Origin of the sequence: Paenibacillus sp. 203, from assembly GCF_037027525.1 — a bacterium.
GTDB lineage: Bacteria > Bacillota > Bacilli > Paenibacillales > Paenibacillaceae > Paenibacillus > Paenibacillus polymyxa_B.
On sequence record NZ_JAXCHD010000025.1, the window covers coordinates 1 to 14766 of the forward strand.

Annotated in this window: 1 protein-coding gene; it reads right to left on the reverse strand. The window is 52.2% G+C overall.

The features are described from left to right. Positions 1 to 14766: amino acid adenylation domain-containing protein (locus tag WA407_RS25880; RefSeq protein WP_336078704.1), on the reverse strand; the 14766-nt coding region annotated here is incomplete at both ends.

Genomic DNA, 14766 nt, shown 5'->3' on the forward strand with positions numbered 1-14766 from the left:
TTTCCCCGCCTACCGACAGCAAGCTCACCTTTGAGCCGACCAGCGACCACCAGAACAGCTCCCACACCGATACGTCAAAGGTGAAAGCGGTCTTTTGCAGGATCGTATCTTCTGCACTCAAGCCGTAACGATCATGCATCCACAAAATCCGGTTCAACACGGAATGGTGCTCCACCATCACGCCCTTCGGTTTTCCCGTGGAGCCGGAGGTATAGATGACATAGGCTACATGGTGTGGTCCGGCCAGTGGCTCCAGATTCGAACCGTCTTTGTGGTAAATGTCTTGGCCATCCTGTTCATGACGATCCAGCACCAACACCTGGCCGTCAAAACTCCGTGAGGCTTGCTCCGCCAAATGCGATTGCGTCAGCACCAGCTTCGCTTCCGAGTCCTCCAGCATAAAGCGGATGCGGTCCGCCGGATATTCCGGATCAATGGGCACGTAGGCTCCGCCTGCTTTGAGGATCGCATAGATGCCTACGATCATGTCCAGCGAGCGCTGAACCAAAATGCCCACGGGCTGATCCGGCTGAACACCTTCCGCACGCAGCGTTCGAGCCAAACGGTTCGCGCGCTCGTTCAACTCCGCGTAGGTCAACGATTCCGATCCGCACAACACTGCCACCTGATCCGGTGTATCCGCGGCCTGCTGCTCAAACAATACGCTTAGCGTTTGATCTTGCGGATAGGCTGCCGCCGTATCCCCCCAGACCTGAACGATCTGCGCCCGCTCTTCCGGTGTCACCAATTCCAGCTCATTCACTCGGATATGCGGATTATCCACGATTTGCTCAATGACATGCAGTACATGTCCCTGCATCCGCTCTATCGTAGACCGCTCGTATACATTGGCATTGTATCTGAACATGATGCGGAAGGTTTCATCGGGCATCACAATCAAGTCCAGATCATAATTCGTTTGCTCAACAACCTCTACATTCGTAATTTCAAAAGCGGACGGACGAACTTCACTAAGCTGCTCAACTTGCTCCTCTACCGGATAATTCTCAAATACCATAATGTGGTTAATCAGATGCTGCTTCTGCTCGGTCAATGCCTGAATTTCATACAGCGGGAAGCTGTCATAGGCTCCCGAGGCCAGTGCCTGTTCCTGCGTTTTCCGCATCACTTCCACAAAAGTGGCATTCCGTTCACTTTGAATCCGCACCGGGATCGTATTAATGAACAAACCGATCATATGCTCTACGCCAGCAATATCCGTCGGACGTCCAGATACGACACTACCGAAAATAACATCCTCGTTGTTGTTATATTTCTGCAAAATAAGGCCCCACACGCTCTGCATCAGCGTATTAATCGTGACCTGCTGCTGCTTTGCAATCCGGTGTATGGCTTCGCTCCACGTTGGGTCCAGATCTACCGTTATTTTTTCAGAAATATATTCACTGGCAATAGTGGATGGAACATGTCCCTTTTCTTTTTCCTTGCTGTCCGGCGTTGGCTCCTTCCATAAAGCATCTGCACCCGGCAACAACGTTTGCTGTTCAAAGCCCGTCAAATAGCTGCTCCAGTAATCTTTTGCCGCACGTTCATCCTGACGCTCTAGCCATTCGATATATTGGCCATACGGTGTAATCGCTGCAAGCTCCGGTTGCTTCTGCTCCAGCAGCGCAAAGTACGTACCAAACACTTCACCCGTAACGAGCGATAAGCACCAGCCATCCATGACAATATGATGGAAGCTCCATACCAAATGATACGTTTCTTCATGGGTCTGCAATACCTGTACGCGCATGAGTGCATCCGTACCGAGATTAAAGCCCCTAGCCTGGTCCTCTTGCTTAAACGCCTGGATATACGCCTGTTGCTCCGCTTCCTGCATGCCGCGTATATCCTGGAAAGAAAGGTCGCTATCTTTGTGACGGAATACGATCTGCAATGGCTCCTGACTGTGTCCTGTCTCAAACATATGGAAATTTGTCCGCAGCGCTTCATGACGCTGTGTCAGTACATCCAGACTCTTGCGGAAAATTTCAACATCAAAGCTTCCTTTTTGATCAAACGACGCTTGCTGGAAGTAGGCGCCTGACTCCGGCTCCATCAGATTATGGAACAGCATCCCCTTCTGCATAGGCGAAAGAGCATATACATTTTCCAGCTCGCCTACAGAAGCTGTTTGCTCTGTCAATTGTTCCAGCTGACCAAGCGTCAAGCCTTTGAACAATACATCACTTGGTGTTAGCTCACTCCGCTCTTTGGAGGCACAATGAGCGATCACTTCCTGCAGGCTTTCCTGCAGCAACTCGGCAAATTTTTCTACATTTTGCTGATGATATACCTTACTGTCATAGCGAATGTCCAGTGTCAGCGCGCCCGCTGTAATCATTCCGTTCACATTCAAAGGATGCTCCAGTACGGTATGGTCACTCATCGGCTCTCCACCTGGATGTGAAGACAGCGTAATATCCCCATTTTCCAAGTCCTGATCAAATTGTCCTAAATAGTTAAAGCTAATTTCAGGCTGCAGGGTCCAGGAAGGATGGGCATCATGCTGAGACATATATTTTAAAATGCCGTAGCCAATACCCTTATGCGGCACATGGCGCAGGTCTTCCTTCACCCGCTTGATTCGCTGCCCGACTGCTGCCTTTCCGTCCACATCCAGCAGCACCGGATACTGACTCGTAAACCAGCCCACGGTACGCGTGATGTCGATATCTGGAACAATGGCTTCCCGGCCATGTCCCTCCAGATTGACCAGCACACGCTCCTGACCGCTCCAGTTATATACCGCTGTGCCGAGTGCGGTTAACAGCAGATCATTGACCTCGGTGTGGTACGCACGGTGTGCTTCCTGAAGCAGCAGTCGTGTTTCCTGTTCACTCCAAGCCACGGTCACCGTCGCAGTGTCTCTGATTAGAGAATGTTGTCCCTCCGCTCTCTCTTGATCCTTAGGCAACGATGCGAATTCCATTTGAGCGAGATGCTGCCAATATTCGCGTTCATTTTCGATCGCCGGACTATTTGCATATTGTGATAAGCGCTCTGCCCAAGCGGAGAAAGAGTCCGTTTTATAAGGCAGGCGAATCGCTTCTCCCCGCACGGCCTGCTCATATCCCGTGGCAAAATCCTCAAACACAATTCGCCACGAAATCCCGTCCACCACCAAATGGTGAATCGCAATCAGTAAATGATCTCCATCCATGCAGCGGAAAAGTCCAAGCTTCACCAGCGGTCCTTCGTCCAGACGAATGGAACTTTGGATGGCATTGGCTTTCGTTTCAATCGCCATCACCACATCTGCCGCGTCTTCGACGCCCATCAGATCTACAACATCCAGACTGTACAGCTGGCCTTCGTTCAGACCGCGATTCCACGCTTCATAGCCCTGTTCGGTCTGACGGAAGACCATACGCAAAGCATCATGATGCTCCGTTACCTTGGTCACCGTTTCACGCAATGCGGCTTCATCGAAGCCTTGCACCCTATACAGCATCACCGACTGGTTGAAATAATGTGGCTCTGCTGAGGATTGTCCAAAGAACCATTGCTGAATCGGGGTCAATCTAACTGCCCCCGAAACCACCCGCTGATCGGCTGTGCGGCTGACCTTGTGTACATGACCGCTCAGCAGCGAGATGGAAGGATATTGGAACAAATCCTTCATGTCCAGCTTGTAGCCCGCTTGCAGCAAACGAGAGGATACCTGGATCGCCTTGATCGAATCGCCGCCCAGATCAAAGAAATTATCCAGAATTCCGACTCTCTTCGCTCCTAATACAGCCTGCCAAATGGACACTAACGTCTGCTCCAGCGCTGTGCGCGGCTCTACATAGTCCACTCCGCTTTGCAGGCTGCCTTCTGGTGCCGGCAGGGCCTTGCGGTCGATTTTACCGTTCGGTGTCAGCGGCATCTGCTCCAGCTGGATGAAATACGAAGGCACCATGTAGTTTGGAAGCTCCTCGCCCAGTAAGCTGCGCAGCTCACCAGCGCTTACTTCCCGTTCAGCGACATAGTACGCCGCCAGTTGGTTTTGTCCCTGCTCGTCCGCCTGAGCCAGTACGATGACCTCTTGTACATCCTCCACTTTCAAAATTTGTGCCTCGACCTCACCCAGCTCGATCCGGTAGCCCCGGATTTTCACCTGATGGTCGATCCGGCCCAAATATTCGATGTTGCCGTCCGGCATCCATCTCGCCAAGTCACCCGTACGGTACATCCGTTCGTAGCCTGCTTCGCCAGCCGCAAACGGGTTCGATACAAATTTCTCAGCCGTCAGCTCTGGACGATCCAGATAACCCCGAGCCAGACCCGGACCGGACACGCATAGCTCACCCGCGACACCTACCGGAGCCAAATGTCCATGCACATCCATCATGTATACCCGATGATTCGGTACAGGGCGTCCGATAGAAATGAGTTGTCCTGCCCTTTCATCCTCGGATACCGGCCAGATGGATGTCGCCACCGAGTTTTCGGTTGGACCATAGCCGTTGTAGTACTCCACCTGATCCTTCCACTTGTATACCAGCTCGGTTGAGGATGCAGAACCCGCCGTAAACAAAATACGCAGGTTTGACATCCGTTCTGGCTCCAGATAGACCGCATAGGTCGGCGGCAAAGCGGCCACGGTGATTTGATGATCCGCCATATATTGCTCAAACCGTTCGTAATTCAAAATCGTTTCTGTCGTTGGCACATATAACGTGGCTCCGCAGAACAGCGCCTGGAAGATTTCCCAGCAAGCCGCATCAAACGAATAGCTGGCGAACAGCAACGCATGATCCGACGTACGGATCTTGAGCGTCTGATCAAAATACGTTTTCAAATTGCACAGCCCGTGATGCTCCAGCATCACGCCCTTCGGCTGCCCCGTTGTACCTGACGTGTAGATCACATACGCCAAATCGTTCGGACCGGACCACGGTTCCAGATTGGAATGATCCTCATGGTACACATCCTGCGTTTCATCCAGCACCAACATGCGGCCGTCAAACGTGACTTTGTCTACCAGATGGCTTTGCGTCAACAGCAGCTTCGCTCCTGAGTCGTCCAGCATGTAGCGGATACGCTCCTCTGGATACGTCGGATCAATAGGGACATATGCACCCCCGGCTTTTAAAATCCCGAAGATACCTACGATCATGTCCACCGAACGCTCGGTCATCAGACCCACCAAACGATCTTTCGTCACGCCTTGACTACGCAAGGTACGAGCCAAACGATTGGCGCGTGCATTCAGCTCGCGATAGGTCAGCGCTTCTCCTTCGAAGAACAATGCTGTCTGCTCCGGCGTCCGCGCGGTTTGCGCCTCGAACAAGCCGTGAATCGTTTGCTCGCTTGGATATGCTGCCGCTGTATTTCCCCAAGCCTCAACGATTTGCTCACGCTCCTGCGCGGTTACCATATCCAGCTCATGCACCCGAATGTCTGGCTTCGCTACCACCTGCTCCAGCAGTTGCACCAGATGACCTCGAATTTGCTCTACACTTTCCCGTTCAAAGGCCAGCGCATTATACCCAAAGCTCATATGAATGGTGTTCCCCGGCAATACCACCAGGTTAAAGTCATAGTTGGTCTGCTCGACAGATTCGGCTCCGGTGATACTGAAGCTGGACTCATTACCGTTGCCTAATTGCTCCAATTGTTCCTCTACCGGATAGTTCTCAAAAATAAGAATATGATTGATCAAATCCTGCTTAAGCTCCGACAAACCCTGAATTTCATACAACGGGTACGTATCATAGGTATGGGAAGCAATCGATTGCTCTTGGGTTTGCTTCATCACGTCTGAGAATAAGCTGTCCACTTGACTGCGGATACGCACAGGAATGGTATTGATAAACAGACCAATGATGTGCTCCACATTCGGAATGTCTGCCGGACGTCCAGATACCACGCTGCCAAACACCACATCATCCGTACCATTATATTTTTGCAGCAACAGGCCCCAAACGGTCTGCATCAACGTATTGATCGTTACCTGATAACGCTTGGCTACACGCTGAATGCCTGCCGTTAGATCCGCGCCCAAGTCAAAATCCAGACGCTCCGCCTGATATTCCGTTTTGCCCTGAATTTTAGCCTGTGGCAGGCGGGACTGTTCCTCATATCCTTCCAGAACCTTGCTCCAGTAACCTGATGCTGCCTGACGATCCTGCTGTTCCAGCCATTCGATATATTGACTGTACGGCGTTACAGGGGCCAGTTCAGGCTGCTTATGAGCCAGTATCGCAAAATAACTCGCAAACACTTCGCCTGTCACCAGCGACAAGCACCAGCCGTCCATCACGATATGATGGAAGCTCCATACAAAACGGTACGCATCCTCACCTGTGCGCAAAACAGCCACACGCATCAAAGCATCTTGCGCCAGATCAAAGCCTCTTTGCTTGTCTTTACGCGTATATTCGAGGATGTAATCGTTTTGCCGCCCTTGCTCCATATCTCGCAAATCCTCTACATACAGTTCGCTGCGCTTATTCCGATACACGACCTGAAGCGGTTCATCTTTCCAGCCGCTGTAGAAGTTCGTGCGTAGTACCGTATGCCGCTGCACCAATACATCCAAACTTGCCGCAAACGCAGCGACATTAAAATGTCCTCGCAGATCAAAGGAGGCCTGCTCAAAATAAGCTCCTGATTGCGAATCCATCAGATTGTAAAAGAGCATCCCCTTTTGCATCGGCGTCAGCGCGTATACATTTTCCAGCTCACCGGTATGTGCCGCCTGTTCCGCGATTTGTTCCAGCTCTCCAGTCGTCAGACCTTTGAAGGACACATCACTCGGCGTCAGCTCCGGCTGTTCCTGAGCGACACAATGCGTAATCACCTCTTGCAAAGCGGATTGCAGCAGTCCTGCCACACGTTCCAGCGTTTCTTGGCGATACTGCTTACGGCTGTAAGCGATCGTCAAGCGCAGCGTGCCTTCCGAGATCATCGCGTTCAAATCCAGCGTATATTGCAGCGGTGAATGGGCATCCTCTGTCTCCCCTGCGCTATAGGATGACCATGTGACTCCACTGTTTTGCACATCCTGATCGACCTGTCCCAAGTAGTTAAAGCTGATTTCCGGTTCTGCTCCAATCGCCTGCGCTTCACCTGATGCAGACGCAGGAGATAAGTAGCGCCATGTGCCATAGATCAGCCCTTTATGTGGAATGCGGCGCAGACCTTCCTTCGTTTCTTTAATCCGCTGGGCCAGCGTCAGGTTGACATCTGTGTCCAGCAGCACCGGATACAAGCTCGTAAACCAGCCTACTGTACGTGTAATATCCACCTCTGGCAGGATTGCTTCCCGGCCATGTCCCTCCAGATTCACCAGCACCTGTCCGGCGCCTGTCCAGTTGTGCATCGCCAATCCTAACGCGGTCAATAGCAAATCATTGACCTCGGTGTTATAAGCGCGATGGGCCTGCTTTAGCAGTTGCTCCGTTTCAGCCTCGGTCCACTCCACCGTCAGCACTTCGCTGTCTGCATTCAAGGAACCCTCGTAGGCGAAATCCTTAGGCAGCGGTGCCGCTTTCGCTTTGGCCTGTTCCAGCTGCTGCCAGTAGGCTTCATCCGATGCAGCCTCTGGACGGTTGGCGTAAGACGACAACTCCCGTGCCCATGCTTGGAAGGAATCCGTTTTATAGGGCAATCGTACAGGCTCGCCTTTGATCGCCTGCTCGTAACCTGTCGAGAAATCTTCAAACAGAATTCGCCACGATACCCCGTCCACCACCAAATGGTGAATGGCTATGAGCAAATGATCGCCCTCGGCTGTGCGGAACAATCCCAGCTTGACCAGAGGCCCTTCGGACAGGTGGATGCTGCTTTGAATTTCATTTGCCTTCGCTTCCAGCGCTTCCGCATAGGATGCTTGTTCACGGTAGTCTGCGGTTTCCAGCGTATACAATGCGCCTTCATCTACACCGCGTGTCCAAGCCTCGTAACCAGATGAAGCCTGACGGAAAACCGTACGAAGCGCATCATGATGCTTCACGATGTGATCCATGGTCCGGCAAACCGCCGTTTCATCAAAGCCCTTGGCACGATAGAGCATGACCGCCTGATTAAAGTGCTGCGGACACTCGCGCTCCTGCGCAAAGAACCAATGCTGGATCGGAAGCAAAGCGGTTTTCCCGCTTACTTCTCCTTGATCTGCCATACGACTGACCTCATGCATATGCGGTGCCAGTGCTGCAACCGTTGGATACTGGAACAAATCCTTCATGTCCAGCTTATAGCCAGCCTGGAACGCACGCGATGCGATTTGGATCGCCTTGATGGAATCGCCACCCAGATCGAAGAAATTGTCCAAAATACCGACAGTCTGCAGTCCCAGTACCGACTGCCAGACCGCTACTAGAGCGCGTTCTTGAGCAGTACGCGGCTCTGCATAATCCGTTCCGGTTTGTAGACTGCCTTCTGGTGCTGGTAGGGCCTTGCGGTCAATTTTGCCATTTGGACTCAGCGGCATCTGCTCCAGCTGTACAAAGTACGATGGCACCATGTAGCTTGGCAGTTCTCGGCCCAGTTCACTTCTCAGCTCGCTGGCACCCATTTCTTGCCCGGCGACATAGTACGCCACCATTTGTTTTTGGCCCGTTTCGTCTGCACGAGCCACGACGACCGCTTCTCGTACCGATTCCACTTGGAGCAGCTGCGATTCGACCTCGCCCAGCTCAATCCGGTACCCCCGGATTTTCACCTGATGGTCGATCCGGCCCAGATATTCAATGTTCCCGTCCGGCATCCATCTCGCCAAATCGCCTGTGCGGTACATCCGTTCATAGCCGGCTTCCCCGCCTGCAAATGGGTCGGCTACGAATTTCTCGGCCGTCAGCTCTGGACGATTCAGATAACCGCGGGCTACACCTACACCGCCGATGCACAGTTCACCCGCAACCCCGATCGGCTGCAATTGCTCCGTACCTTCCTTCACGATGTACAGACGAATATTTTGAATCGGTTTCCCGATCGGAATTACCGCATATTCCTCATCCGGTTCACAATCGAAGTACGATACGTCCACCGTCGCTTCGGTTGGACCATACAGGTTGATCAGCTTCGCTCCTGCTAGGCTCGACACAAGCCGTTGGAATCGGGCCACATGCTGTGGCGGCAATGCTTCACCACTGGCAAACACATGCCGCAACGTTGCCAGCTTCGTTTGCATCACTTCCCGTGGCTGCTGCTCCACGTACTCCAGAAACGCATGCAGCATGGCGGGAACAAAGTGCATTGTGCTGACGCCATCGCGGGCAATCGTGTCGACGATGTCTTCCGGGTTCTTTTCCCCCCCTACCGACAGCAAGCTCACCTTCGAGCCGACCAGCGACCACCAGAACAGCTCCCACACCGACACGTCGAACGTGAAGGCCGTCTTTTGCAGGATCGTATCTTCCGCACTCAAGCCGTACCGATCATGTATCCACAAAATCCGGTTCAGCACGGAATGATGCTCCACCATCACGCCCTTCGGTTTTCCCGTGGAGCCGGAGGTGTAGATGACATAGGCTACATGGTGCCGTCCGGCCAATGGCTCCAGATTCGAGCCATCTTCGTGGTATATTTCCTTGCCATCCTGCTCATGACGATCCAGCACCAGCACCTTGCCGTCAAAACTCAGTGAGGCTTGCTCCGCCAAATGCGATTGCGTCAGCACCAGCTTCGCTTCCGAGTCCTCCAGCATAAAGCGGATGCGGTCCGCCGGATATTCTGGATCGATGGGTACATAAGCTCCGCCTGCCTTGAGGATCGCATAAATGCCTACGATCATGTCCAGCGAACGCTGAACCAAAATGCCCACAGGCTGATCCGGTTCAACACCTGCGGCACGCAGCGTCCGGGCCAAACGGTTCGCACGCTCATTCAGCTCAGCGTAGGTCAACGACTCCGCTCCGCACAACACTGCCACCTGATCCGGTGTTTTCGCTGCCTGCTGCTCGAACAGTGCACTTAGCGTTTGATCCTGCGGATAGGCTGCCGCCGTATCCCCCCAGACCTGAACGATCTGTGTCTGTTCTTCCGGGGTCACCAATTCCAGCTCATTCACACGGATATGCGGATTATTCACGATTTGTCCGATGACATGGTCGATATGGCCCTGGATACGCTGCATGGCAGACCGGCTATACACCTGAGCATTGTATTCAAGCAGGATGGAGATATCCTCGTCAGGCACGACAATCAGGTTGAAATCGTAGTTGGTTTGCTCGGCAAGTTCCACATTGGCAATCGAGAAGCCTGTTTGTGCCTTTGTCTCGCCGGAACCGCCCATCTGCTTCATCTGTTGCCCGATCGGGTAGTTTTCAAAGACCATAATGTGATGAATCAGGTCTTGTTTTTGTTCAGTCAGTGCCTGGATATCGTATAGCGGGAACGTGTCATACATACTGGAGGCCAAAGCCTGTTCCTGGGTGCGCTGCAATACTTCAGCAAATGTAGCATCCGGTGCACTGCAAATGCGTACTGGAATCGTGTTGATAAACAATCCGATCATGTTCTCCACGCCTGGAAGGTCTGCCGGACGACCGGATACCACACCACCAAACACAACATCCTGATGATTATTGTATTGCTGTAAAATAACGCCCCACACGCTTTGCAGCAGTGTGTTAATCGTGACGTGCTGCTGCTTGGCCATTTGGTTCAATGCCGCGGTCCGTTCTTTACCCAACATAAATGGCAGCTTTTCCGAAACATAGCCGGAATGGGAATCCGCACCGCTTCCGTCTGGTTCTTCATCCCGTCCTACTATAGAAGCTTGCGTATTCTCACCAGGCAACAAGGTTTGCTGCTCAAAACCTGCCAAATAGTCACTCCAATAACGGGTCGCTTCCTGTGCATCCTGATGTTCCAACCATTCGATATAGTCACTATACGGCTTGACAGGTGCCAGCTCTGGCTGCTTGTGCTCCAGCAGGGCCAAATACGCCCCAAACACTTCGTCCGTCATCAGGGACAGGCACCATCCGTCCATCACAATATGATGGAAGCTCCATACAAAACGATATGAGCTATCCCCTGTGCGGAAGACGGATACTCGCATAAGCGCATCCTTGCTTAGATCAAAGCCTCGAGCTTTATCCTGAGCCACAAATTCAGCTACAGCGTGTTCGCGGCCTCTGACATCCTCATAACGGAAGCTCGGATTTTTATGACGATAGACAATCTGCAACGGTTGACCATGCCAGCCGCTGTAGAAATTCGTCCGTAATATCGCATGCCGGCTAACCAGCAGCTTCAAGCTTTCCTCGAATAGGGACGGTTCAAAGTACCCCTCCAGATCAAAGGTTGCCTGTTCAAAATACACGCCTGTTTCTGCATTCATCAGACTGTGGAACAGCATCCCCTTTTGCATAGGGGTCAACGGGTACACATTTTCCAATTCCCCAACCGTCTTGGTCTGCTCGATAATCGTATCTAATTGCTCCATTGTCAGACCTTTTAGTAATACATCACTTGGAGTCAATTCGGTCCGCTCCCGTGTGACACAATGCTCGATCATCTCAAGCAGATTGGATTTCAGCAGATTGGCTAGCATGTGGACGGTGTCCTTACGGAAGGCTTTGCCGTTATACCGAATGTCCAGTTCCAGGATGCCGTTCGTTACGATCCCGCTCACATCGAGAGCATATTTCATCTTCGTCCGGTCACTAGCGACCGATCCAATTGAGTAAGGAGACCTACGCATATCACTGTTTGGCAAGTCCTGATCCAGCTGTCCGAGATAGTTAAAGCTCACCTGCGGCTCGGCAAAAGCTTGCTGTTGACCAGGGTTCAGTGTATTTGCTTGCTGACTGGCGACTTGGCCGGATTCACTCAAATATCTCCAGATTCCGTAGCCCATTCCTTTATGCGGAATAAGGCGCAGACTCTCTTTGACCCGTTTGATGCGTTCCGACCAAGCGTGATTGCGACCGATGTCCAGCAATACTGGATATGGACTCGTAAACCAGCCTACCGTACGAGAAATGTCCGTATCCGGCAAAATGTTTTCACGTCCGTGTCCCTCTAAACTAATCAGGCTGCGTTCATGACCCGTCCACGTGTATAGCATCATGCCCAGTGCCGTCAGAAGCAGATCGTTCACTTCCGTGTTATATGCGCGGTGTGCTTGCTTCAACAGCCGTTCAGTCTCTTCTTCCGTAAGCTGGAAGGCCACTGTATCCGTGTCAGCCAAGGTAAAGGGCTCAGCCTGCGCTTGATCCTCAGGCAAACGTACTTGGTCAGCCCAAGCGGCTGCGTTCCATTGCTCCCAATAGGCGTGTTCACTGTCCATTGCTGCGCTATTCGCATAGGTGGAAAGTTTTTGTGACCAAGAACGGAATGAATCCGTTTTGTCCGGCAGCTGAAGCACTTCCTGATGAACGGCCTGTTCATAGGCAGTAGCCAAATCCTCAAACAAAATGCGCCAGGATACCCCGTCCACGACCAAATGGTGAATCGCCATCAGAAGATGATCTCCATCTGCACAGTGGAACAAGCCCGCCTTCAACAACGGCCCTTCATGCAGCTGAATACTGCTTTGGATTTCACTGGCTTTCACTTCAATTGCCGCGCTGAGCATGGCTTCATCCGTCAAATCCCTAAAGTCCAGCACGTCCAGATGATACAGCTCGCCTTCCTGTATTCCGCGGTTCCATGCTTTATAGCCTTGCTCGGTCTTGCTGAACACCATCCGCAGTGCATCATGGTGCTCTGCTAGTTTGCCAAGTGCCTGACGCAGCGCAGCTTCGTCAAAGCCCTGCTCCCGGTGAAGGATAACGGCCTGATTAAAGTGATGCGCATCCACTTGGGCCTGCGCAAAGAACCCATGCTGGATCGGAAGCAACACCGTTTCTCCGCTCACTTCTCCCTGATCTGCCATACGACTGACCTCGTGCATATGCGGTGCCAGCGTTGCGACGATGGGATAGCGGAACAAATCCTTCATGTCCAGCTTGTAGCCTGCCTGGAACGCACGGGACACGATTTGAATCGCCTTGATCGAATCGCCGCCCAGATCAAAGAAATTGTCTAAAATACCGACGATTGGCACGCCCAGGACGGACTGCCAGATCGCTACGAGTGTTCGTTCTGTTACAGTGCGTGGCGCTGCATAATCCGCTCCGCTGTGCAAACCGCCTTCTGGTGCTGGCAGGGACTTGCGGTCGATTTTACCATTCGGTGTCAGCGGCATCTGCTCCAACCAGATGAAATACGACGGCACCATATAGCTTGGCAGCTCTTGTCCCAGCTCCTGTCTCAGCTCACCCGCTCCAAGCTCTTGACTCGCCACGTAGTACGCCACGAGCTGTGTTTGGCCCGTTTCGTCCGTGCGTGCCATGATGACCGCTTCTTGTACCGATTCCACCTGCAGCAGCTGCGATTCGATCTCGCCCAGTTCGATCCGGTAACCCCGGATTTTCACCTGATGGTCCATCCGACCCAAATATTCAATGTTGCCGTCCGGCATCCATCTTGCCAAATCGCCTGTACGATACACCCGCTCATGGTCTGACTTGTCATCAGCAAACGGATTATTCACAAATTTCTCGGCCGTTAGTTCTTCACGTTTCCAATACCCACGGGCCAATCCTTCCCCTGCAATACATAACTCACCCGGTACGCCGACGGGCTGCAATTCCCCATTCGTATTCATGATATAGATTTGGGTATTCGCAATAGGACGTCCAATATTAATGTGCTCCGCATGGGTCAGTTCCTGCACGGTCGACCACACCGTCGTTTCTGTAGGTCCGTACATGTTATAAATGCGAGGACCGTTTATTTCTTGCAGTGCTGCGAGCAGCTTGGACGGAAGTGCTTCACCCCCGACCATAATGGCCTTCACGCCTTGCAGCGCGCGGGAACCTGCTTCATGACCCAGCAGCATTTGTAGCCGGGATGGTGTCATTTGCAACATCTCAATATGATGATGAGTAATCAATTCACCCAGTGCCTGAGGATTGACCTGATGCTGGCTGTCGCCAAGCACCACCGTCATTCCACCCAACAGAGGCAAGATGGTCTCCAAGACGAAAATATCGAATGAAATGGTCGTCAGTGACAAAATGGTTTGGCTCGCTTCAAAGTCAATGACTTCGCGCATCCCGGTAATAAAGTTGAGGACCGAGCGATGCTGGAGCATAACTCCTTTCGGATTTCCAGTCGAACCAGACGTATAGATGACATAAGCCAAATGCTCTGGCCGGGCAATCGTCTCCAGGTTGCCGCTCTCTCCCTGATACAATGCTGCATCCTCAAGAAACAGGGTATTGGCTTGGCAATGGTGCTCTTCTGCCAGATCACGACTGGTCAGAAGCACTGTGGCCTCGCTATCTTCCAGCATGTATGCAATACGAGAGGACGGAAATTCGGGATCAATCGGCACATAAGCACCACCTGCTTTGAGAACGGCTAGAAGGCCTACGATCATTTCCACTGAACGCTGTACCATCAGTCCGACCAGTTTGTCAGGTCCTACTCCTTGTGCTTGAAGCATTCGGGCCAATGAATTCGCCCGTTCATTCAGTTCCCGATAAGTCAGACTCTGATGTCCAAACACCAATGCCACCTGATCTGGCGTATATTCTACCTGCTCCTCGAACAGCTGATGGATCGTCTGTTTGCATGGGAATGCACAAGCGGTATCATTAAATGCCGCTGTAATCTGCTGCTTTTCCGCCGCTGTGAGTAGTTCCAGTTCTTCAACACAAACATGCGGATTGAGCGAAATTTGCTCCAGCAGGCGTGCAAAATGCCCATACAGACGCTCAATACCTGCTTGATCAAAGCTGAGCGTGTTATACATAAAACGAATCTTGATGCCTT